Source organism: Vibrio phycocola, assembly GCF_054404255.1.
Window position 1 is genome coordinate 43,664 of sequence record NZ_JBTAMQ010000019.1, and the last position, 23,264, is coordinate 66,927.

The 23,264-nt window shown below is 39.7% G+C and carries 26 protein-coding genes, 1 other RNA gene and 1 pseudogene; 22 read left to right on the forward strand and 6 right to left on the reverse strand.

Translation table 11 applies throughout. The features are described from left to right. Positions 1-31 precede the first annotated feature (31 nt). On the forward strand, positions 32-1,930 hold the full coding sequence (locus tag ACXJY6_RS18655) for a TRAP transporter permease (protein ID WP_458769242.1): 1,899 nt from the start codon (positions 32-34) through the stop codon (positions 1,928-1,930). A 60-nt stretch (positions 1,931-1,990) separates the two neighbouring features. On the opposite strand, the gene ACXJY6_RS18660 is transcribed toward ACXJY6_RS18655, so the two are convergent. After that, complete coding sequence (locus ACXJY6_RS18660; protein WP_458769243.1) at positions 1,991-3,196, reverse strand: amidohydrolase family protein; 1,206 nt, start codon at positions 3,194-3,196, stop codon at positions 1,991-1,993. A gap of 397 nt (positions 3,197-3,593) precedes the next feature. On the opposite strand from ACXJY6_RS18660, the gene ACXJY6_RS18665 reads away from it, so the two are divergent. Next, positions 3,594-4,094: a MarR family winged helix-turn-helix transcriptional regulator gene (locus tag ACXJY6_RS18665; protein WP_456052402.1), complete on the forward strand. Its 501-nt coding sequence runs from the start codon at positions 3,594-3,596 to the stop codon at positions 4,092-4,094. A 112-nt stretch (positions 4,095-4,206) separates the two neighbouring features. On the opposite strand, the gene grpE is transcribed toward ACXJY6_RS18665, so the two are convergent. Continuing rightward, positions 4,207-4,821, reverse strand: a complete 615-nt coding sequence (gene grpE / locus ACXJY6_RS18670; RefSeq protein WP_456052403.1) for a nucleotide exchange factor GrpE — start codon at positions 4,819-4,821, stop codon at positions 4,207-4,209. 147 nt (positions 4,822-4,968) lie between these two features. Between grpE and nadK the strand changes: the two genes are divergently transcribed. The 3 genes from nadK (at position 4,969) to bamE (ending at position 8,142) form a co-directional block, all read left to right on the forward strand. Next, positions 4,969-5,853: an NAD(+) kinase gene (gene nadK, locus ACXJY6_RS18675; protein WP_458769244.1), complete on the forward strand. Its 885-nt coding sequence runs from the start codon at positions 4,969-4,971 to the stop codon at positions 5,851-5,853. Positions 5,854-5,973: 120 nt separating this feature from the next. Continuing rightward, the gene (gene recN / locus ACXJY6_RS18680) at positions 5,974-7,641 is read left to right on the forward strand and encodes a DNA repair protein RecN (RefSeq protein WP_458769245.1); all 1,668 of its coding nucleotides are present in this window, start codon (positions 5,974-5,976) and stop codon (positions 7,639-7,641) included. 141 nt (positions 7,642-7,782) lie between these two features. After that, on the forward strand, positions 7,783-8,142 hold the full coding sequence (gene bamE / locus ACXJY6_RS18685; protein WP_458769246.1) for an outer membrane protein assembly factor BamE: 360 nt from the start codon (positions 7,783-7,785) through the stop codon (positions 8,140-8,142). A gap of 94 nt (positions 8,143-8,236) precedes the next feature. Here the strand turns inward: bamE and ACXJY6_RS18690 are convergent, their stop codons facing one another. Both ACXJY6_RS18690 and ACXJY6_RS18695 read right to left on the reverse strand, forming a co-directional pair. Further along, complete coding sequence (locus tag ACXJY6_RS18690) at positions 8,237-8,548, reverse strand: RnfH family protein (protein ID WP_458769247.1); 312 nt, start codon at positions 8,546-8,548, stop codon at positions 8,237-8,239. A gap of 4 nt (positions 8,549-8,552) precedes the next feature. Continuing rightward, entirely contained in the window at positions 8,553-8,981 is a 429-nt protein-coding gene (locus tag ACXJY6_RS18695) for an SRPBCC family protein (RefSeq protein ID WP_458769248.1), read from the reverse strand. Between the two features lie 173 nt (positions 8,982-9,154). Between ACXJY6_RS18695 and smpB the strand changes: the two genes are divergently transcribed. The 10 genes from smpB (at position 9,155) to ACXJY6_RS18745 (ending at position 16,228) form a co-directional block, all read left to right on the forward strand. Then, positions 9,155-9,640 carry an SsrA-binding protein SmpB gene (gene smpB / locus ACXJY6_RS18700; RefSeq protein WP_456052409.1) on the forward strand — a complete coding sequence of 162 codons (486 nt, stop codon included), beginning with the start codon at positions 9,155-9,157 and terminating at the stop codon, positions 9,638-9,640. A 67-nt stretch (positions 9,641-9,707) separates the two neighbouring features. After that, positions 9,708-10,075, forward strand: a transfer-messenger RNA (tmRNA) gene (gene ssrA, locus ACXJY6_RS18705). A gap of 185 nt (positions 10,076-10,260) precedes the next feature. Beyond that, entirely contained in the window at positions 10,261-11,505 is a 1,245-nt protein-coding gene (locus ACXJY6_RS18710) for an integrase domain-containing protein (RefSeq protein ID WP_458769249.1), read from the forward strand. 137 nt (positions 11,506-11,642) lie between these two features. Next, positions 11,643-11,957, forward strand: coding sequence for a helix-turn-helix transcriptional regulator (locus ACXJY6_RS18715; RefSeq protein ID WP_458769250.1), 315 nt, complete (start codon positions 11,643-11,645; stop codon positions 11,955-11,957). Between the two features lie 23 nt (positions 11,958-11,980). Further along, entirely contained in the window at positions 11,981-12,787 is an 807-nt protein-coding gene (locus ACXJY6_RS18720) for a phage antirepressor KilAC domain-containing protein (RefSeq protein ID WP_458769251.1), read from the forward strand. Positions 12,788-12,988: 201 nt separating this feature from the next. Then, positions 12,989-13,381: a hypothetical protein gene (locus ACXJY6_RS18725; RefSeq protein WP_458769252.1), complete on the forward strand. Its 393-nt coding sequence runs from the start codon at positions 12,989-12,991 to the stop codon at positions 13,379-13,381. Continuing rightward, a complete protein-coding gene (locus ACXJY6_RS18730; RefSeq protein ID WP_458769253.1) occupies positions 13,378-13,674 on the forward strand; it encodes a hypothetical protein in 297 nt (98 codons plus the stop codon). The genes ACXJY6_RS18725 and ACXJY6_RS18730 overlap by 4 nt, the downstream gene beginning before the upstream one ends. 69 nt (positions 13,675-13,743) lie before the next feature. Then, a complete protein-coding gene (locus ACXJY6_RS18735; protein ID WP_458769254.1) occupies positions 13,744-14,178 on the forward strand; it encodes a hypothetical protein in 435 nt (144 codons plus the stop codon). 383 nt (positions 14,179-14,561) lie between these two features. Continuing rightward, entirely contained in the window at positions 14,562-15,587 is a 1,026-nt protein-coding gene (locus ACXJY6_RS18740) for a hypothetical protein (protein WP_458769255.1), read from the forward strand. A gap of 89 nt (positions 15,588-15,676) precedes the next feature. Further along, on the forward strand, positions 15,677-16,228 hold the full coding sequence (locus ACXJY6_RS18745; RefSeq protein WP_458769256.1) for a hypothetical protein: 552 nt from the start codon (positions 15,677-15,679) through the stop codon (positions 16,226-16,228). A gap of 72 nt (positions 16,229-16,300) precedes the next feature. Here ACXJY6_RS18745 and ACXJY6_RS18750 read toward each other — a convergent pair whose 3' ends face one another. Beyond that, on the reverse strand, positions 16,301-16,642 hold the full coding sequence (locus ACXJY6_RS18750; RefSeq protein ID WP_458769257.1) for an HNH endonuclease family protein: 342 nt from the start codon (positions 16,640-16,642) through the stop codon (positions 16,301-16,303). A gap of 471 nt (positions 16,643-17,113) precedes the next feature. Between ACXJY6_RS18750 and ACXJY6_RS18755 the strand changes: the two genes are divergently transcribed. From ACXJY6_RS18755 to ACXJY6_RS18765, 3 genes are all read left to right on the forward strand, one after another. After that, positions 17,114-18,499, forward strand: coding sequence for an AAA family ATPase (locus ACXJY6_RS18755; RefSeq protein WP_458769258.1), 1,386 nt, complete (start codon positions 17,114-17,116; stop codon positions 18,497-18,499). Then, positions 18,483-19,223 (forward strand): RloB family protein, encoded by a 741-nt coding sequence (locus ACXJY6_RS18760; RefSeq protein ID WP_458769259.1) that lies wholly within the window; start codon positions 18,483-18,485, stop codon positions 19,221-19,223. Before ACXJY6_RS18755 ends, ACXJY6_RS18760 begins: the two co-directional genes overlap by 17 nt. Positions 19,224-19,486: 263 nt before the next feature. Continuing rightward, positions 19,487-19,810, forward strand: a complete 324-nt coding sequence (locus ACXJY6_RS18765) for a hypothetical protein (protein WP_458769260.1) — start codon at positions 19,487-19,489, stop codon at positions 19,808-19,810. A gap of 138 nt (positions 19,811-19,948) precedes the next feature. On the opposite strand, the gene ACXJY6_RS18770 is transcribed toward ACXJY6_RS18765, so the two are convergent. After that, entirely contained in the window at positions 19,949-20,455 is a 507-nt protein-coding gene (locus ACXJY6_RS18770) for a hypothetical protein (RefSeq protein ID WP_458769261.1), read from the reverse strand. A gap of 554 nt (positions 20,456-21,009) precedes the next feature. Between ACXJY6_RS18770 and ACXJY6_RS18775 the strand changes: the two are divergent. The 4 genes and pseudogenes from ACXJY6_RS18775 to ACXJY6_RS18790 all read left to right on the forward strand — a co-directional run bounded on the left by ACXJY6_RS18775 (position 21,010) and on the right by ACXJY6_RS18790 (position 23,096). Then, positions 21,010-21,570 (forward strand): annotated as a pseudogene (locus ACXJY6_RS18775) (SOS response-associated peptidase). 14 nt (positions 21,571-21,584) lie between these two features. Beyond that, positions 21,585-21,806, forward strand: a complete 222-nt coding sequence (locus ACXJY6_RS18780) for a hypothetical protein (RefSeq protein ID WP_458769262.1) — start codon at positions 21,585-21,587, stop codon at positions 21,804-21,806. A gap of 80 nt (positions 21,807-21,886) precedes the next feature. After that, complete coding sequence (locus ACXJY6_RS18785; RefSeq protein WP_458769263.1) at positions 21,887-22,285, forward strand: hypothetical protein; 399 nt, start codon at positions 21,887-21,889, stop codon at positions 22,283-22,285. Positions 22,286-22,868: 583 nt separating this feature from the next. Next, a complete protein-coding gene (locus ACXJY6_RS18790) occupies positions 22,869-23,096 on the forward strand; it encodes a hypothetical protein (protein WP_458769264.1) in 228 nt (75 codons plus the stop codon). The last annotated feature ends 168 nt before the right edge of the window (positions 23,097-23,264 follow it).

Sequence of the window (23,264 nt, forward strand, 5' to 3'; positions counted from 1 at the left end):
AAATTAGTACGTAAGCAAAATGGAGTTTTGCATGACTCAAGTTTCATCCAGTCAAGAAAAACTGACGGATCTCATTACCTGGATCGTCAGTTTGGTTGCAGTGGCACTAACTGTATTTCAAATTTGGCAAGGCATCACGGCCGATCTCTCCGCAACGGTTTTTCGCCCCGCTCACTTAGGTTGGGTTTTGGTCCTTATTTTTCTCGCGTTTCCTCTCGTAGGGCCTAATCGCAATAGTTCATTCTTTTACTTTTTAGCTCGATCTGTTGATTTAATTTTAATCGTGGCAACATGCTGGGCAGCTTACCGCGTCGTTCAATTTGACTACGACGATATCAGTTTCCTCCTCGACGGATTGCAAGCCCAAGACCAACTAGCAGGTTTGATACTGATGGTTGTGTTGCTAGAAGCGACCCGACGCTCCGTTGGAATGATTATGGTAGGCGTTGCATTAATATTCCTTTGTTATGCACTGTTTGGTGATGTCTTACCTGCTTCCTTTGCCAGCAAAGGGTTTTCCATTGAAGAAATGGTCCGTTTCCATATTTTCTCGACCAATGGAGTGTTTGGTGCACCGCTTGCTATCGCCGCCGGTGTAGTCTTTATTTTTGTTCTATTTGGTGCATTTCTCCAAGTCACGGGCGCAGGTCAGTTCTTTATTGATAGTGCTTTTGCGATTGCAGGAAAGTCTCGTGGCGGCCCAGCAAAGGCAAGTGTTCTTGCGTCGGCAGCTTTAGGCTCTATTTCAGGTTCAGCCATTGCGAATACCGTAACGACAGGCTCACTCACCATTCCAATGATGAAAAAGCTGGGTTATAAACCAGAGCAAGCCGCTGGTATTGAAGCGGCAGCCTCAACAGGTGGTCAAATTATGCCTCCTGTTATGGGTGCCGGTGCTTTTGTTATGGCTCAGTTCACAGGTATTCCATATAGCGAGATTATTCTCGTTTCGATCGCTCCAGCGATTCTCTATTTTGGTTGTACTTTACTGTATGTCCATTTAATGGCTTGCAAACTTAACCTTCAAGGCATGAGCGAAACAGAAAAAATCAGCGTTATCTTGAAACAAGGTTGGCACTACTTACTGCCTCTCGTGATGATCACAATACTCCTTGTTATGGCCTACTCACCTATATTGGTCGGTATTGCTGGGTGTGCTGCTATATTGCTTGCCGCAGTTTCTCGAAAAGGCAGTAAAATGACTTTCGCTTTAGTGCTTCAAGGTATGAAAGAAGGAGCAATTCTTGCGTTACCCATTTCTATCGCATGTGCAACAGCAGGAATCGTGGTTGGTGTGGTTGGACAAACAGGAATTGGCTTACAGTTCACTCAGTTCCTTACCACGCTATCCGGTGGGCATTTATGGTCAGCAATGTTATTTATCGCCTTTGCAGCGGTAATCTTAGGTATGGGACTTCCCGTAACCGCGGCCTATATTGTTCTTTCCGTTATGGCGGTTCCGGCTTTGATGGATCTCAATGTACCGTTACTCACTGCACATATGATTGTATTTTGGCTATCGCAAACCTCAAACGTCACCCCTCCAATTGCTCTCGCAGCCTTTGCTGGAGCTGGGATAGCCAATGCCTCGCCGATGAAATCGTCGGTACAAGCGTTTAAACTGGCGCAAGGGTTCTTTTTGATTCCAGCGATGATGGCTTTCTCAGGCTTGATTTGGAGCCAAAATGAGTCATCGTTTGAGTTCATTGAATCGATTGTTGCTTGTGTGGCACTGATTGTTTCATTTGCCGGTGCAATTGAAGGCTATTTATTCAAAGCGCTATCGCAGCCAAAACGCATTGCTCTACTTGGGTTAGCATTAACGACATTATTGCTTCCGAATCCATTCCGCTTAATCACGATAGGACTTATCTTTGTCTTTGTGTTGCTGGAATATCGAAATAGCCGAACGTTAGCTAAGGCAGTTTAACAGCCAAAAAAAAGGTCTAGCATCACGCTAGACCTTTTTTAATTAGCTGTCCTGAAAAAATTAAATCTTCGCTTCTTTCTTCGTCATGTTAAACGATGAATTCGACATACGAACATCTTCAGGGTACTTGATCTGATCATCTGGTAAGAATGGAACACTCTCAGCACACTTATCACCAAAGATATCAGGACGACCTTCAGGGAACATGCGAGGGAATGGTACTGGTAGTTTGTAAAGCTTAGCGGCAGTACCACCCATAATCATGTTGATCTCATCTTGAGTGATGAAGTCACCAACACGGTCGATAGTGCGCATACCCCAACCATAGAAATCTGGCTGATAAGTAGGAACAGCTGGCCAACCTTCGTAGCCAAAACACATCATTGAGAAGGTATCACGATACTCTAGCTCTTTAACTTTAGGTCCATACTGTTCAATCTTCTTAGTAACAATATGTTGAGGAACGTTACCGTAATCGTGACCCCACATTAATTGGTTAGCAGTAACACCAGCTTCAAATGCGATGCGGAACTGTTCAACACCCCAACCACCGGTTTCCATGTAAATGTTCTTGATGCTACCAACAATTTCATACATTTCACGGATAGCTTCCATACCACGGACGTTTTCATCTTCAACACAACCGTGAGATTGAATCAATTTAAGAGTTGGGAAAGTCTCTGCAACTTTGCGCAACATATCAACGTTTTTCCAGTCTTTAAAATGAATAAACTGGTCATGGTTAATTACAGGTACATCGTATTTAATGGCGAGTTCTGCAATCGCACACCACTCTTCAAAGCGCTTTTCAAATGAAACGTTACCTTCAAAACCAGGTAGCTGACGGTGGTAAGCAGAAGAACCCGGTGCAAATTCACCGATACCAACAAACATGTTCGTTTTTAGAGCCGTTTCCACTTCAGTCATTGCATCTTTGAAGCTGTACTGTTTTTCGCCGCGAATTGCTTTCAATACTTCTTCTTGATCACAACAACACGCACGGAATTTATCAGGGAATCGCTTAACTAATTTTGCTTGAGAAGCGTTTGTCGTACCTGGAATACTTGGCAATAAAACCGCCATATCAACACCGTAGCGCTCCATATCGTACAAAGTTAACGGGCTGTTATCGAAACAAGCGATCTCTTGCGAAAGACCATTCCATTCGTGATTGTCGACACTGTCCCAACCTTCTTGAGTTGCAGGCTGATAGAGAGACGTAATATGACAATGGGTATCTACGACAAAGCGTGCGATATTTCTCATGATTTACTCCAATTTGATTTAATAATGACATTGTTCCCAGCAGGGAAAATCTTGCAGTTCTGCGCTCAATCGAGTTCATATCAAGTGGGCAATGAGGCATCACCATGGATAAACAAGATTAACAAACTATGTTCCAAGGATACTATATAGTTTCCATGGAACATATATATCTTTTGGTCAATTTGTTTTATATTTAGTCAAGTTGTGAGCCAAAACACAGGAGAGAACGCCGCTCTTTACCATGAATATTAAGGCATTGATCCTAATCAAAATGTGGGCTGATTTTTGTTATTAATTTTGGTCGTTCTTAGTGGTTAAATAGCCTTCGGATAAAAACTTCAACTTGAGATGACTTAAGAATAAAGGCTACTATTGCTGTTCGAAAATAAGGAAATGTATGAAGCCAAAGAAGAATAAAATTGAAACCCTTTTTGCTGAACGAAGTTGGTATAACAGTGACTCGTCGGCTCCTCCGGTCGATCTGCTGATTCGTTCGGTGCATGAAACTCTAAAAACCAGTTTTATTCAGGTTCTTAATCCTTATGGCGTGCAGTTTTCTGAGTGGTTGGTACTCACCGCCCTTCACTCAAATAAGCCTTCTTTTACTTTGACTGCAAAAGAGATCAATAGCGCCATGCTATTCACGGCAGGTGGAGTAAGTAAAGTAATCGATAGACTGGGTAAATTAGGACTGATTGATCGCATCGACAACCCTGAAGATGGTAGAAGTAAGCTGGTTCACCTTACTCAGAAAGGACTTGAGACAATCGAATCAATTCACAAACAAAAACTCGAGTGTGAGCAACGAGAGTTAAGTGGTCTCGATGAATCAGAGCTTGCCACGCTGGTAACGCTTCTCAGAAAATTGATTCAGCATTCAAATTCAAATAACGGCTAGCATTACCCCATAATCCAAATAAAAAATCCCCGAACCAATTAGGTTCGGGGATTTGTCTATATGAGCAAAATAGAGCCGTTATCACTCTCTATCTAGTTTGCTAGGCGAAAGATTATTTCGATACCATAACCATTGCAGGGCGAATCACTCGACCATTCAATTCATAACCTTTTTGCATCACAAACATAACCGTATTGGGTTCATGATCAGGGCTTTCTTGAATCGACATCGCTTGATGGTATTCAGGGTTGAACGCTTCGCCTTCTGGGTTAATCACGGCTAAACCGAATTTAGCAATCGTATCAACAAACGTTTTATGCGTTAGCTCAATACCTTCTAAAATAGGCTTAATCACCTCGTTTTCACCGTCTGCGGCTTGAATTGCGCGCTCTAGATTATCAATAACTGGCAACAACTCTTCTGCAAAGCGACCTAATGCGTATTTACGCGCTTTATCAATTTCTTGTTCGCTACGGCGGCGCATATTTTCGACTTCCGCTTTCGCACGCAACACGCCTTCTTGTTGATCTTTTACTTTTGCTTCACTAGACAGCAGGGCAGCTTCCAGTTGAGCAATCTTATTCGCTTGCTCGTCGAGCTCTAGTTCTTCGCTTTCATTCCAATCGATATCAGCGTCACTACCAACAACGTCGGCCTCTGCTTGCTCTTGCTCCACGGCGTCTTGCTGTAGTTCTTCATCTTTGATTTTGTTTTCTTCGTTGCTCATGATATCTCCAGAGTTGCATGTTCTTTTTTGTGTCTAGTATTTCAAAATTATTTTACACGAAACACATAAAAATTCGCTTTAAAGCATAACTTGCCTTTATTATGGGGGCGATGACTCTCGATTCAAGCCGACTTGATTGGAAAAACTATGAAAAAAGCCTTCAACGTTATCGCCATTATTGGCAAACCCCGTAATAAAGTCGCAATTCAAACTCATAATGAATTATATGACTATCTAACCGAACAAGGGTACGAGGTTATTATCGATGAACGATTACAAGGCTTACTCAACAATATTCCTCAAGATCATTTTACACCCTTACTCGAATTAGCAGAAAAAGCCGATCTTGCCATCGTGGTTGGCGGTGATGGTAACATGCTTGGCGCTGCTCGTGTGTTATCTCGTTTTAATGTGAAAGTTATTGGCGTTAACCGCGGTAACTTAGGCTTTCTTACCGATTTAAATCCTGAGGAATTTCATCACGAGCTCTCGTTGGTTCTCTCAGGGAAGTATACCGATGAGCAACGTTTTCTTCTCGAAGCCGAAGTTCATCGTCACGGCGAGGTGAAAAGTCATAATACAGCACTCAATGAAGCGGTATTGCACCCCGGCCAAATAGCTCGAATGATCGAATTCGAAGTCTATATTGATGATGTATTCGCATTCTCTCAACGCTCTGACGGCATCATTGTTTCCACACCAACCGGTTCAACGGCCTATTCGCTATCTGGTGGCGGCCCGATTCTTTCCCCTAGCTTAAACGCGCTGTCATTGGTTCCTATGTTTCCACACACCTTATCTTGTCGACCATTAGTGGTAGACGGAAACAAGCGAATCAAGTTAGTAGTTTCTCCTGATAACCCGGGTATTCAACAAGTGAGTTGTGATGGTCAAGTCTCTCTTCCTGTGACTCCGGGAGATGAAGTTCATGTATATCAAAGTCCAAATAGCCTGCATTTGGTTCACCCTGAAAACTACAGTTATTACCATGTTCTACGGAATAAACTCGGGTGGTCAAACAAACTCTTTTAGAGACAGCAATCCCATATTAATCGCAAAATAGAATAAATTTCACTCACCTTCTTTACTGTATAAGTAAACAGTATATACTGATTACTTATACAGTATTGTTATTATATACAGGGTGAGAACATGCTAGCACATCTAAGTGTCAATAATTTTGCTATCGTTAAGTCATTACAGTTAGAGTTATCTCAAGGGATGACCACCATTACTGGAGAAACCGGCGCAGGTAAATCCATTGCTATTGATGCTCTTGGGCTATGCCTTGGAGGCCGTGCTGAAGCAAGCATGGTACGTCAAGGTGAAGAAAGAACGGAAGTTTGCGCAGCATTTTTATTAGAAAATAATCTTCATGCTTCTCGCTGGTTAGAAGACAATGAATTACTCGATGGCAACGAATGTATATTACGCCGAGTGATCACCCGCGAAGGTCGCTCACGAGCTTTCATTAATGGCAGTCCTGTTCCACTTGCCCAACTAAAGGCCCTTGGTCAACTGCTGATTAATATTCATGGTCAACATGCGCATCAGCAATTATTAAAGCCAGAGCATCAAATGTCGATGCTTGATCAATATGCGGGTCATCACTCTCTTATTACGAAAACCCGCGATGCTTATCAGCAATGGCGCTTAGCTCGCAATGAACTCCAACAAGTCAAAGAGAATAGTGAAACCAACCAAGCTCAGTTACAACTGCTCGAATATCAAATCAAAGAACTCAATGAGCTCGCGATTGGCGAAGAAGAATTTACAGAGCTCGAGATAGAACATAAACGCCTGTCTAATAGCGGTGAATTAGCGCAAAACTGCCAGCAAGCGCTCGAACTCTTATCCGACAATAACGATGTGAACGCACTGAACTTACTGCAAAATATTAACCAATCGTTAGTGAACCTTGCCGAGCTTGATAATAGCTTAGATGCGCTGCCTTCCATGCTTAATGAAGCGATAATTCAACTTGAAGAGACCAACAGCGAATTACGCGGCTACTTTGATAATATCGAAGTCGATCCCGCTCAAATGGCCTACATTGAAGAACGCTACAGCAAAGTAATTTCACTGGCGAAGAAGCATCGAATTTTACCTGAAGAACTGTATAACCATCATCAATCACTATTGGCAGAAATTCAAAAGCTCGATTACTCCGATGAAAAAATTGATGATTTGAAGCGAGATGTCGACGCGAAACATGCCAGTTTTATTCAACAAGCCGAGAAACTGCATAAATCCCGTTTACGCTACGCCAAAGAGCTCGACAAGCTTATTTCTCAAAGTATGCATGAATTAAGTATGGAGAACGCAAAGTTCCATATTGACCTCACCTTTGATGCTCAACATATGTCACCTTTAGGTTGTAACTCTGCTGTTTTCACTGTTTCAACCAACCCGGGGCAACCATTAGAGTCGATCGCTAAAGTTGCATCGGGTGGCGAGTTATCACGGATTTCATTGGCGATACAAGTCATTACCGCGCAGAAAGTAGATACCCCGAGCCTAATGTTTGATGAAGTCGATGTCGGTATTAGCGGACCAACCGCCGCCATGGTCGGAAAATTATTGCGTCAATTGGGAGAATCAACACAAGTGATCTGTGTGACCCACCTTCCTCAAGTTGCCGGCTGTGGTCATCAGCAGCTCTTTGTTAGTAAACATATCAAGGCAGGAAAAACTGAAACACAAATGTCGACACTGGATACTCAAGAGCGCGTAGCAGAGTTAGCTCGTTTGCTTGGCGGCAGCGAAATTACCGAAACAACGCTCGCCAATGCCAAAGAACTTTTGCAAATCGCCGCTTAATTTATCAACAATTACGCGAAAGCTTGCAACAAACTGTGAAAATTGTGGTCTTAACTGGCTCAGATGATGAAGAGTGTTTTTACTTCTGGTCTGAGCTTGTTTATTATCAGTCCAGTTAATTTTTAAATTAGATGTCCAATTATGCAGTTAAAGAAATGGCTTATTGTTGTTCCCCTTTCGCTTACGATGCTAAGTGGTTGTTCACTTGTTGAACGTTTAGTCTATCGAATCGATATCAATCAGGGTAACTATGTAGAACAACCCGCTGTCGAGCGTCTGCGAGTGGGTATGACAAAAGAACAGGTGCGCTTTGTTCTCGGTTCACCCATGCTGGTAGAAACCGGTTATCCCAATACTTGGTATTATATCTACCACCATACTCCAGGGCATGAAGAGACCGATCAGAAAGATTTGATTGTTCACTTTGATAACTCAAGCCAGTTAACCAAAGTCGAGGGCGACTTCCCAGTGAGCAGTAACTTTAACGACAGCCTGCTATAACTCTACGGTGTTCCCAAGACAAAAAAAGCAACCTCTTCTAAAAGGTTGCTTTTTCGCTTTATGGTCGTTGGAAAAAACCAAATGATCGTCGCGATCAGTTTTGTTTTGCGGCTTGTTTGGCTTGCTCAGCGCGTTTACGGCGGATCTCTTTAGGGTCCGCTAATAATGGTCGGTATATCTCAATACGATCGCCATTATTAACTGTCGCATTAAGCTTCACATTACGGCTGAATACACCGACTTTATTTTTTGCCAAATCAATTTCAGGATACATCGCAAGTACACCTGACTGTTGAATAATATCTTCGACACTGGATTGGCTATCCACCATCAAAGCCAATACGCGCTGCTCGTCTGGCAATGCGTATATCACTTCGACCTGTATCATTTCTGCTTCAGTACTCATCGTTCTAGTACACCTGCTTTGCTCGTTGAGTAAACGCATTAACCATGTTGCTGGTTAACTCATTGAAAATTTTTCCAAATGCCAATTCAACCATTTTGCTAGAAAACTCAAATTCCAGTTTCAATTCGACTTTACAAGCCTGTTCATCAAGTGCGGTAAAGTACCACCCACCACCAAGTGATTTAAACGGGCCGTCTACAAGTTCCATCAAAATAGATTGGTTTGCGTTGAGCGTATTTGAAGTAGTAAACGTCTTACTGATTCCTGCTTTCGATACATCTACAGAGGCCACCATTTTGTTTAACGATGATTCCAATACTTTACTTCCCGAACACCCAGGAAGAAACTCGGGATAATTGGGGACATCATTCACTAAGTTAAACATTTGTTCAGCGCTAAATGGCACTAATGCTGAACGACTGACCTGCTTCATAATCACTCCTGTATCACGCCTAAAGTAAAAGGCTGCGCCAATTGTACTTTTATACCCAAGTAACCTCAATATGCAGCTATCAATCCTGCATCTTGAGATCACTTGGGTATATTCTTATCCGACGCAAATAAAAGGATTTCCTATCGAGAGTTCAAGTCGTATAATGCGCCACTATGGCTAAGAAAAAATCAAAATCAAAAGTAGGAAGTAATACCATTGCTTCCAATAAAAAGGCTCGTCACGAATACTTCATCGATGATGAAATTGAAGCGGGTCTTGAACTCCAAGGCTGGGAAGTAAAATCTCTTCGCCAAGGAAAAGCAAATATCGCAGAGAGTTACGTTTTCATGCGTGACGGAGAGGCGTTTGTCTCGGGTATGACAATTACCCCACTAACACAAGCGTCGACTCACGTGGTTGCCAACCCTACTCGTGTGCGCAAGCTTCTATTATCTCGCCGTGAACTCGACAACTTGTTTGGTCGTATCAACCGTGAAGGTATGACTCTGGCAGCTCTTTCTCTTTATTGGTCACGCTCTTGGGTGAAAATCAAGATTGGTGTGGCGAAAGGTAAGAAACTTCACGATAAACGTGACGATTCAAAAGAAAAAGACTGGCAACGTGAGAAAGCGCGTGTGATGAAAGGTTCACTGCGTTAAAACTAACCACTTGATTGTGCAAAGGTAGACAGGACGTTGTTTTCTGTTACTATGCACGCTCTACCTTGGGGCTGATCCAGGATTCGACGGGAATGCTGAAGTCTGAGGTGCATGCCGAGGTGCGGTAGGCCTCGTTAATAAACCGCAAAAAAATAGTCGCAAACGACGAAAACTACGCACTAGCAGCTTAATACCCTGCTCAGAGCTCTCTTGCCCTAGCTTCCGCTTGTAAGACGGGGAATAACAAGAGATCAAACCCAAACTAGCTAGCCCGGATTCTCCCGCCTGAGAGGTGAACGGCGAATTTTAATTCAGGATAGTCACTTACTAGCGTGTCGGTTCGCAGGTATTTGGTGAATGTAAAGATCGACTAAGCATGTAGTACCAATGATTAATGGTTTTCGGACGCGGGTTCAACTCCCGCCAGCTCCACCAATTATAAGTTTAAAGACGTCTCAGGACGTCTTTTTTCTTGTCTTCTAAAGCCAACAATCAACAACTTACATTCAAATAGCGTTTATTTAAGTCTAAATTAGAATTGTAAAATCCAGAGTTTTTGGTAACACTATTAGTAACACAGCTTCCAGTGTTCTATTTCAGTGTTACTAAAAGGTGATTCTATGGCCAGACAGGTAAAACCCTTAGCCGCTACACAAGTCAAAGAAGCAAAGCCTAAGGATAAGGAATACACTCTCTCTGATGGTGGTGGGCTACAATTTAGAATACGCCCAAATGGTTCAAAGGCTTGGCTTCTAAACTACTATCACCCTATAACCAAGAAGCGAGCGAACTATAGCTTAGGAGTGTATCCCGATGTCTCTTTAGCCAATGCTCGAAAACTAGCAATGAAAGCCCGAGAGTTAATAGCTCAAGGTATCGATCCCAAGGAGCATAGAGACACTAAGAGAATTAATGAAGCGGCAGAGATAGAACATACTTTAGAGAAAGTAACCAAAAAGTGGTTTGAAATAAAAAAAGACAATGTAAGCCACAATCATGGTATCGATATATGGCGCTCTCTAGAGATTCATGCTTTTCCAACTCTAGGTAATATTCCAGTTAGTAAAATCACTGCTCCAAAGGTTATCGAGGCTATAAAACCAATAGAAGTACAAGGCAAACTAGATACGGTAAAGCGCGTTAATCAACGATTGAATGAAGTTATGGATTATGCGGTAAACACCGGTCTTATTCACGCAAACCCAATATCTGGTATCAAGGCAGCTTTTAAGAAAGCAACCAAGCAAAACAATCCCGCTCTCAAACCTGGCCAATTGCCTGAACTTATGGCCACCTTATCTCACTCTAATACAAAGTTGGTGACGAAACTCCTTATTGAGTGGCAGCTGCATACTATGGTTCGCCCCACTGAAGCAGCCGGTACACGTTGGGAAGAAATCGATTTAGAAAATAAAATATGGGTGATACCACCTAGTAGGATGAAGAAGAAACGAGAGCACAGAGTACCATTAACGACACAAACCCTTGCCATATTAGAAGCCATCAAACCAATCAGTGGCCATCGAGAATTTGTTTTCCCCGCAGATAGAGACCCAAAGAAATGTGCAAATAGCCAGACGGCCAATGCTGCATTAAAAAGAATGGGGTTTAAGGATAGAACAACAGCACACGGTCTTAGATCGTTGGCCAGTACTACTCTAAATGATCAGGGTTTTGACTCCGATGTAATTGAAGCGGCCCTAGCCCATGTCGATACAGACACGGTGCGCGGTGCATACAACCGAACAGACTACCTAGAAAGACGCAAGAAAGTAATGAGTTGGTGGAGCGATCACATAGAACAAGCAAGTATAGGTAACCTTTCAGCCACAGGAATGAAAACTCTTAGCGTAGTTAGTATGTAGTCTTTATACGAAGCATACATACTCATGTGAGCTTCCTTGGGCAAATTTAAATAGACATTTGAAAAAAAGTGATCAATAATTTCCCAATCATGAACAGTTGCGTTCAAAAAAAGCCGCCTTTTTAGGTGGCTTTTTTTATGCCTGAAATTCATGGAATCGTGAACAGCCCACTCCTTAACCGGATTGGGCTTTTTTTATGCCCGAATACCGGAGAACTACCTATGAATGGCGAATTAATAGATAAAGTAACTAACGGACATGTAGAGCTTATTAAACTAGAAGAAGTTATGAGTAGTACAAAGTTATCAAAGGCTTCTATTTACGAACAAATACAAAGAAATACGTTCCCACGCCAAGTGTCCTTAGGCTCCAGATCTGTAGCTTGGGTAAAAAGTGAAGTAGAGCAATGGAAGTTAGAGCGAATAGCGTTGCGAGATAAAGAATCGGCGTAATAAGCACTATTGGAGAACTAATTATGAAAAATAGAAACGCCCCGGCAAGGGCGATATCGATCTTAGATAACGATTTAAATGTTAACACAAACCGGTACATTGAAGTAACCGCACTTAACCCCGAAGAACCAGTAATGAGTAGTCGAGAAATAGCGGAGGTCACCGAAAAAAGACATTCTGATGTAATGCGAGACATAAGAAATATGCTCGATGGCCTAAAGTTTGAACAAAACGCATTTTTGCGTTTTGATAATTCAGGCGCAAAAAACAGAAGAATTGAGTATTTTGATTTAAACAAAGAACTATCTATAACTCTGGTTTCAGGATATTGCGTCCAGATGCGTTACGCCATTACTAAACGTTGGAATGAATTAGAGCAACAGAGCGCAATTCGTACCCCAACCACAATGATAGAAGCTCTAGAGCTGGCATTAGCTCAAAGCAAGCAATTAGAAGCCCAACAAGCATATATATTTAAAACCCAAGACGATGTTGAGTTCGCTAAGGTTGTACATTCATCCAAGACCGGAATTAAAATAGGAACTTACGCAAAATCAGTAGAAATTGGACCGAACATCTTATTCCGCTGGTTGCGAAATAATAAGATTTTGATGGCCGATTCAAGTATTCCTTTTAGCAAAGATCACAATGTTCCATTTCAACGATACCGGAAAGCTGGCTACTTTATAGTTAAAGAAAAAATCGTTGAAACTAGACATGGCTCCGAAAGAACCTATACAACACTAATAACTGGTAAAGGAGAAAAGTGGCTTACTAAAAAGCTTATCGATGTTGGTCTTATCTCTCCCAAAGCTCCCCTAGCCCACTAGAAACTGGAATCAAACATGAACAAATCAATATATGCGGTATATCCGCAGGGCCTCGGCTTGCCCAAATTCAGAGAAATTCCGTTGACAGTGTTAAATGAATACGTTTATTCTGGCCTCGCTGTAGCAAAATCTATAGCCGGGATTGAGACCCCGTTTACCCCAAAGGCGCATAGACGCCAGCTTGTTATTGCTGGTTTTTTTATGCGAAAAATCTGTGTACACCTAAGCAAATCCCTCGGGTTTTTGCATCTAAATTATGGTGGGCTGGATGAGGCTGCTTCGGCAGGCCGTTTCTTTGGGGCGGTAGTCTCAACCTTGTTCAGTTCACCACCAGTTATGAGATTGAGACCTCTTGGTGGTGATTTAAAGTTACCCAAAGAGGCTGTCATCATGACTACTACCCATACCCAAGCTGCACCCGCAGCAATGATCTACACATTCCTAATAGCTGGTGGACGTAAGAAACTATCAGAACTCAAACGATCTCGTACCGTATCCACTCTTGCCGGTAATGAGTTAGAAGCCCGGATTCAACTATGTGGCTTGCCATTGGTGTTCATTAGCCGCTCTCCAATTACAGGAGGTGACCTATGAAACCAAGCCAAGGGCTAGAGTTTGTTCAATACATTAACTTCGTTGCTGAAGTGATGCCAGATAACAAGCATACACCGGAGAATACCAACAATCTAAAAGCCATTATCGCTAGTTTTTGTGAATCAACGAAAATTCCAAAGCCTCAAGCCTATTTGCAGGTGTGGTGTGCCTCAGATGATGGTGATGGTCAGTGTGAGAACATCGAAATCTTCTTTGGTGATCGGTCAATGGTGAAGTTTGAGGATGATACTGTTCAGTTGTTTGATACCCAAGTAACCAAACAGATAGCTTGAGAGCACCAGCAACGCGTACTGGGTACATTACCAGGTACTTGCTGATGTCCATAAAACACGGACTTAGCTATGACTAGAAAAAGCAAAAGACAAAATAATGGCCGCTTTGCTGGACTTCCTATTTGGCTATTGGAAAGCATGGCCTATGTATCTCTTCCCCCTTTATCAAAAGCCTTACTTTTTGAGTTAGCAGGCCAATACAACGGCCGTAATAACGGATATCTGAGTCTAACTAGGGAGGATTTAAAACGTAGAGGGTATACAACCCCTGCAAGTACCCAAAAGGCGATTCAGTGCTTGTTGAATTGTGGTTTTCTTTCTCGGACTATTGATGGTGGAATCCATAGAGGAAAGCATGCGTGCCACCTGTATTCCATAAATTGGCAACCATCAGACGAACTACTTGATAGACCTTTCCAAAATCAGCCTATGGAACCGCTAGCATTTAAAGACTTGTTGTCTGAGTCCGGTAGAGAACCGATGTTAATTAGAAGTTCGTCTTAAATTTCATGCGTTCTGATTCAGAACACGGTGGAGGCTTTTACGGTTCTGATTCAGAACACGGTGGAATTTTTAGGGTTCTGATTTAGAACACGGTAAAAACTACTAAAACTTGCCGTAAAGCCTTACGTAGCAATGGATTGAGCAAGACAGGAAGCCAAAATGGAAAAACTCCCTTAGGGTTCTGATTCAGAACACCTTTATATATAACCATACCTAGTAATAAAAATTCATAAGAGGGATATGGTAAACGGCCATTTCACTAAACCAGTAGTGATTGGAATCATCATATCTTGTTCAACGACCCTAAGATATTACTTGCATATGGTCTTTAAAATATTAAATTAGCTTAATCTATATCTGACTCTAGCAAGGAATCAAACTAAATGAATGAAAAACTAAAAGACTACATATTTGGCAACCTAGCATCTGTATTTTGGACGGCATTCTTAGTTATCGGTGGAGGAGTTTTCATCTTCTTCTATGCGAGTATAGGGTATATGCCTGATTTTGATTTCAAATCATCAGTTACTATCCTTTCTGCAGTATCAATTACTACAATTGTCACCATTATTGCATTAGCCACAATATTGATAATGCCTGGCGTTATGTGGACAAAACTGTGGGCAGATAATTCAAAAATAAGAAGTAATTGGGAAGATGGAGAATCGAAACAAAGTTTTATAAAAACCTTACTTTGGTTAGGGGCTCCGATTCTGTTTTTTTTCGGGTTGCTTCTAATAATCACTAGTGATAAATGGCAATGGTGGTATGCCATACCCTATGTATTGTCCGGATTAGTAATCTCATATTTTATAATTCGCAAACTCTCTGAACTAAAAAATAAAACTATATTTTTTGAATTAGTTAAGATGTGGTTTACTTCTTTGATTTGTTCGTTGTTAGCTATATATCCTCTACTTCTAATATTAAAGCTATTGTCCACCGAGGTAGTAGTGAAGGATGCAACATATTATATCCTTGGATTTACAGTCATATTTATTATTGCTTTAATAAATGTAATAGCTACAGTACCCCCAAAGAATACTAACAAATTAGGGTATTATTTGGGATTAGGGACCAGTTCACTCATTATAATCTTCGCAGTATTTGGGGCGTTTGGAAAAATACCGACACAAGTGATGAAAGCCTATAAACTTGGATCGATTGATACTGAATCAGTAATATTTAAAAGTGAAGCATGTGGCACTCTAGAGCTTCTTGACGTATCCATAATCAGGAAAAAATTTCAGCTACCAGAGCAGCCGAAGTTGTCAAAGCAGTGTTTGGTTAAAAATGTAAAAATATTATCTCGTTTGGGAAGTGATATGTATTTGGAGATAGGTGATTTAAAAATAGCCATAAAGAGCTCAGAAATTCTATCTTGGTCAATAAAGGAAGGTTCTAAGTAATAGAAGGATACCCGGCGGTTTGACAAAGACCTTTAAACTAGACATAACAAAGCGTAACTAGTAACAGCTATAAAATTGGAATGGTACTTGTGAGTTTCTCAAACACAGAAAAAAGCCTAACTACAACAAACAGAAATAGCAAAGGCCGCTTTATAAAAGGGAACACTGCCGCAGCCGGTGGAAGAGGTAACCCTAATCCACTTAATCAATTTCCACCAGGTAATCAAACCGCAAGGACCAATGGAGCCTATTCCAATTCACTTCCAGGCCATATGTTTGAAATGGCTAAATTTGCTACCCTACAAGATGAATTAGATTTGGCTCGGACACGGCTTCAGATGAACCTAGAGCTCATGGGTAAGTTAGAAAGGGACATAGAACATGCTGAGTCAGAAGAACTCAAACTACGTATGTTAGATATTCATCACAAGATGAACAGCCAGATAGATGTTTTAACTTTCAGGATAGAGTCGCTTACAAAGACGATATCGAAAATTGGTGTTAGTTCCTGTCAACGAACCTGTAACAAACTAATAGAACAATTGTCTGAATTTGAAGAAACCGAAGTCGGAAGTGTTACTAGAGAAAAACCACATCTTAGCTTGTTGATTGCTAACGATAAGAGTAATAATTGCGCATAATGAAAGTGCGCACTTTCAAGCTTGAGAAGTGCGCAATTTAGAGAAAGACAACACCGATGTGATTAGACACCTTTAGTTTAAATCATACAGCTTAACTATCCGTAGAAAGCGAGCTTTATACTGGTCTTGGTTTTGAGGTGGTAGCCATTCATTTATACCTTTATCTCCCTTCTGACGGTTTAGAGAGGCTTCTACAGCTAACAAGTTACGTTGGTCATTAGCAAACATCTCTCGTTCATCTTGGGACCATTTAGCTGCACCATGCTCCCACGCCCAATGCAAAGGCACTACATGGTCAATATCAACCTTTGAAGCATCAACTAGTACTTTACCGCTATAAGCAGATATCCAACGCCCACGAATTACACGCCCTTTCTCATTGAATACCAGGTTACCTGTACTCTGCGATATCAATATTTCTTGCCTGGTGTTTTGTCTGTCATGATCGGTATCAGCCCAACCATGACCAAACTTTGACCTAGAGTACTTTTCATTAGGCGTATTTACTTCTAGGAATGAATCACTACTAGAGCTTTTACCTAAAGACGGCGCTGAAATAAAGATGAGAGAGTAAGATCCAGAAAAGATCGGAGTGCAATTTCATACTATACCAGTGTGATAGGCGGCTACTCTATAGTGGATATTTCCCTTAGATTATATTTGTCTAACCTTTGGCTGATACCATGTATCTTTACATGATAAGTCCGTAGTTTTAAGGTTCCCAAATCCAGTTTTCTCAACGTAAATGTAATTGCAAAGATGTTAAAATTAGATCTGTAACGATAAAAACGTCATATAAACCTACATTCATTATGAATTTAATGTTAGATTTGTAGAGAATGCTTACTTAGAACGATAATGTCGTCATAAATGGTGGAAGCCTAAATGTTGATACAATTTGCAAACAACAATTATAAATCGATAAATGAACCTATCGCATTAAACTTAACTCCATCAACTAATGTTAGAAGATTCAAACATCATGTAAATTCATTAGTGGGGGATTCTATCTCTACCCTAAGAGGGAGTATCATTTATGGTGCTAATGCTTCAGGGAAGAGTAACCTTTGCAGTGCAATAAGCTTTGGTAAAGAAATTCTTACGTCTAATTCATTTGGTAAATTAAAGAGCGAGCTTGATACGTTTAATAAAAACGAAAATAGTACTTTTGAATATGAATTTGTAAAAAATGACGTGATTTACAACTATGGTTTTACACTAAACAGTAAGTTAATAATTGAGGAATGGCTAAGTATTAGTAATGCTAATATCACAGAAGAGACAGTATTATCTATAAATTCGGATGGTGTTGAAAAAAAAGCCAGCTTTAATAAAAATATGCTAGAAGAAGTAGCTGATAAAGATAAACTTTATCTTGAGTTTATTAATAGAAGTCGAGAGGGTGATAAATTATTTATCTCCGAATACTTGAAAAAAAGAGAGCATTCATTTGAAGGGACTGACTTTGATAGATATTTGAGTGACGTCTACTCTTGGTTTGATGAAGATATATTTGTTATTTCTCCTGATAGTCAATATTTAGGACTTGGTGAAGATATTATTGAGGATCCTAAAGCAAAATCATTTTACTTAACTTTTCTTAAGGCATTTGACACTGGAATTAGTAACATAGATGAAGTTAAAATTAATTTAATGGATATTCCAGAACGTATTAGGGAAACAATAGATAATATAATTGAAAGTGAAGAACATGATAAGAATTCAAAGTTCGTGATAAAGTCTAATCTCGTTACATATATAATTACTCTTGACGAAGATTCGGAGTTGAAATGTGTTTCTGAGTTAGTGTTCTTTAATAAGAATTTAAAGTGCCAAAAAAACAAATTTAAACTATCGGATCTTTCTGATGGTACAAGGCGTTTGATAGATATAGTTCCAGCTCTTTATGGTGCAATTAACGAAAAAAAGACATTTATTATTGATGAAATCGATAGAAGTCTCCATCCTTTGATCTCTAAGTTAATGTTGGAGTTTTTTTATGATGAAGATGTCAATCCCAAAGGTCAATTCATAATCACAACACATGATACAGGTCTTATGGACCAAAAACATCTGCGCCAAGATGAGATTTGGTTCATCCAAAAAGAACGTGATTGCAGTTCGTTACTTTATTCGTTGGAAGAATATAAGGATATTCGCTCAGATAAAGCTCTTGATAAAGATTACTTAAATGGAAGGTTTGGTGGTGTTGTTAACTACAATACAGCAAGAAACATGCTTGAGGGGTTAAAAAATGCCGAAGCTTCTTAAAGGGCGAGAAAGAACAAGCCAAATAATAAGTGCTGGAAAAGTTATTATTGCTCCAGAAGGTGTTTCAACTGAAGTTGACTATTTTAACGGAATTCAAGAATACTTTGAGGGACTGAAAGAAAAAGTATCAAAACGCTATGAGCAGTTGATTGACGTTGTTGTCGTAAAACGAGGTGAAATAGAAAAGACTGAGGAGGATAAAGCATTTGCAGTAGGGAGCAGTTCTCCTACTTTTGTTGCAAATTATGTGAAAAAATACCTAAAATGTAGGGAGATTGACTTAGAAACTATAGATCAAGTATTTGTTTTAGTAGATAAAGATAATTGGGAAGATAAAAATTTAGCTAAGGCACAGCAGGAATGTAAGAATAACGATTTTAATTTTATAGTTTCAAGTCCTAGTTTTGAAGTTTGGTTGCTTCTTCACTATGTAGATATATTTTCTTTGGACGATGAACTAAAAAACTTGATTAGAAGTAATAAAACACCACCAGGAAAGCCGAGTTATTTGAAGATTAAGCTAAAAGAGGTTATACCTGGCTTCAATTATAATAATTTAAACATAGAAAACTTCGATAATAATATTCATCAAGCAATTAAAAATTCAAATAAATTAAAATTTCCTGATGTGGGTTGGTCTGACGATATCGGAACTCAGATACCAAAAGTATTTATAGATACAAAATTGTTTTCTCAGCTAGTTTCATCGACTGAAATTGACTAAATTTTAATATTAAGCGTGCCGGTATAACACCTTATTTTGTTAGTTGTAGTCACATATTAGAATATGTTAAATATTATAAAGTTTTCATTTATTATTTAGATATAGTGCTAATCCATATTCTCCATAACATAAGTTTAGTTATCTATTAGGTCAATTTACCCACGAGACACAGCTTACCTAACAATACTTATCCCATTCTTTCCAACTAAGTACTTCACGTATCTTTCTAGTTATCAGCTTCACTTAACTAACGAGGCATCACCATGAAAGAGTATCTAGTTACTTTAATCAATAAGGCCATGACCCAACCGGGTCTAACTCAAAATACTTACCAGGCACTTTGTACCCTACTTCTAGAGTGTGAATACTATGAAAAGCAATTTAACCAATTTGATATGAATATAGAGGACGACTTAGATGCGGCTATTGACTTGCTTTGCTGTATGCCAATGATCGTAGATAACATAACCAAGAAAGAACGTGAAATGATGAAGGATGCAATACGAATCCAAGTGCCATTATTTGCCGCAACAATGGAGTATAACCGTATGATTACGAGTCAGAATGATATTAAATTTTTGGCTTAAAGGAGTGACTCTAAATAAATGTGGGTGTAAATGGCTGTGTGTCATTTCAATTGATTAGATAGAGCCCCATTTAAGGGGCTTTCTTTTTTACCAGGTTACTTCATTCTAAAGCATCTAAGTTCTCTATGGTTAATATTACTATTGAATAACCTCATTTAACGATTTTTTCAGTGAGCTATAGTAATTCCCAAAACCTTTAGTAGGGAAATGAAAAATCCAATCTGGAGAGTTTTCATAAGGAATCACAAAAGTGATAGGTCTATTTCTAAACCTTTTAAATTCAGTTAACACATACTGCTCTCCAGCAGCAGAGACAGGGTATACGTTTAACCATTCCTTCTCATAACAACTCATTGCAAAAGAAATTTTCTGATCGTTAACCCACAACTCACTCACATGTTGGAACTTATCACCTTTATCAGAGCAATATTCTTTGTGGCTCATTATCATTCTAAATCCAATATATGGATTGTCAGTATTGAGTCCATTTCGTGTAATAACTGCCTGAAAATTGCTGTCCGTGCTATCAGCATGAGCTTTGTAATAGTCGTCAGCATCGCGCCACCATACATCCTCACTTGCTTGGACACTAATCGATGTAATACCAAACATAAAAATTAATATGGATAGAATTTTAAATTTCATAATTAACCCCAACTTACGTATTTTAAGATTTTTACTTATAGGACTAACAGTAATTCTTAGCATATCTAGTACTTGCTAATAACTACTGTATTAAAAACCACTGGTTTTATAGCCAGCTCTTTGGGATGTTAACTTATCTGTTTTTCAAATAATAACCACACAAACGAAAACATATTTTGCATTATTTCCGAGCATCAACCTGTTCCGAACCTCTGGGGTCCTTATTCCGCTTAATGTCTTTTGATGACTAACGATAGTGATATGCCCAGCCTTATTAACCCGTACTAGTCTGAACACTGTGTTGCCGCAAGTTTTATTCTGAGTCGCTTTGCTCATTGTCCCACATGACAAAACATGAGAATCGGTTTAGTATACTGATTACTTGGTAGGGAAGTGGCTCTCCTTGGGCAATTGGAGCCCTTGCACCCGCTCCTCGACTAAGTCTAGCCTTGTTGTAGAAGGTGCGCTCCTTGGAGAATTGAACTCCTTGCAAACGCAGTTACAACAGGGCTTTTTTATTGCTGGTGGAAAGTCATTCATTAAAGGTGAATGCTATGTGTGGACGATTAAACATCACTGACGATCCATTCTCTCAGTACGTGTGCAAAATACTAGGAGTGCATTTTTCGGCTGAACAAAACCCTGATTTATACCCTAGTCAGTTAGTATCTACCGTTGGCACATCTGCTAGTGGATTGGTTCAGTTAAACCTGAACTGGGGAATAAAACCAGATTGGGCGAAGAGGCTTATCATAAATGCTCAGGATGAATCTGTATCCGATAAACCAACATTTAGATCAGCCTTTTAAAACTCGCGAGTAGTTGTTCCTTGTGCCGGTTGGTATGAATGGAAAAACGTTGGTAGTAAGAAGGAAAAGTTTCTGTTTTCTCATTCAGACAACCAACCGCTTTTTATGGCTGGTATTGCTTTCCACGACCACCAGCTTGTAACACTCACCACGAAACCAAGTGAACAGTGTGCCGAGTATCATCACAGAATGCCGTTACTAATACCTGAAGATGCAATTAGCCAGTGGGTGAACGGTGAAACGCCTATGGCTTGCCAGTTACTCAATCTCCCATATGAGAATAAGTTAAACATCAGTCAATGCTAGCTTGGAATGAAACTATGATGAATTTCGCTTTAGCTATTTTTATTGTATGTGTGCTGACTTATTTGGTCAGAAGACTCGTTTTGGGTGTAAAGAACACAGAAGAAAGAAACACTGTTGAAGGTAACATTGAATCTACTGATGAAGCCACAGAGTCATCATCCGAAGGAAAGGGGTACGTTAATGGCGTCTATTATCTAGATCTTCCTTGTATTTGTAGGCGTCCTCGGAAAAGATAAACTAACAATATGAACTTAGATTAATTTACGAGCAAATGACAAACCTAATCTATCAAGACTCTAAAAGATTTCGCAAGGCAATGATAAGTATTATTCCAGATGAGTATGACTTTTCCTTACTATCAAATTTTCCTAATGGATGCTGCGAGTTTACTTCATACCTCTTAGCAAAGTTTTTTATTGAGAAGCGTGCCATTAGTAGTATTCAAATGATTCATGGTGAGAACAAATATAAAAATTCACAAAGACACGTTTGGCTAAAGGTAATGGAATATGACGTTGATATTACCGCAAACCAATTTACGTCAACAAATAGAACTATATTTTGTTCGCAGGGAAGTATTTGGCACGCATCTCGCTTTAAAATATTAGAATCCCATCACCCGAATGTTAAATTCGATCACTTTCATGATGAATATCGAGAGCAACTATTAAGTGACTACCAACAAATACTCGAAAGAATGGTGCTATTATTTTGATTTTTCTTCACCGTGTTCAAAGGTGAACTTTTATTTTAGTAACACCACTAGTAACACAACACCAACAACAAATAAAATTAACAACTATTAAACAATTACTTAAAAAACAAATTCAGATGACGCCAGCCCACCAATTCAACATCTAAAGACGTCCTAGGGCGTCTTTTTTTGTGTCTAAATCTCTCTAAATATCAATAAAGTATTGTTTTATAGCTACTTAAGCGCTCTCAGGGCAACTCTAAGCGATGATATTCCACGTAGTTTATTGAGTTAAAAATACAGTCTTTTTACTAAGACTACGCACGAATACGATACTTAACCATCTATAAGGTATTGATTAATAGATGACTAACTGAAGGTTTCAGGATGATAACGTGCCTAGGATAAGTCGCAATATGTGCTTGCACGATTTTTCACTAGAAACTTATGACGATACTATATTATGCTCATATGATTCCGTTGGTTAGCAGGGATTCTTTAGATATACTGAATGGGCGAAATTGTGCTGGCACGATATTAAAATATTAAGTTAATTGACGATGGTAGCGTCTTATCAAGTTTTAATTAGAAAAAGGAAGATGTAATGGATGAATTATTAGGTGGTGGGTTTGGTCTTGTTGTATTTTTATTTTTGTTTGTTTTGGCTATTCTTTGGTTCTTATTACCGTTCGCAATATTTGGAACAAAAGATAAATTGAGCGAATTGATTGCTGAGTCAAAAAAAACAAATGAACAACTAAGTGCATTGAGAGCAGAAGTTGCTGAAATAAAAGGTAACGATGATCCAATAGTTTCCCATACAAGAGACTAAGGCTTCTAGATACTTTTTAGTTTTTCAGAATCATTGCCATGGCTGTAACTTATTACTGTCCAGAGACGTGCCAGCGAGATCGCTGCTAGCACATTTATGCCCGTGCGACCTGAAGTCGTATGAAGCGTTGTTCACCGCTTTATGAGTGAACCATCTGTATCACCAGAT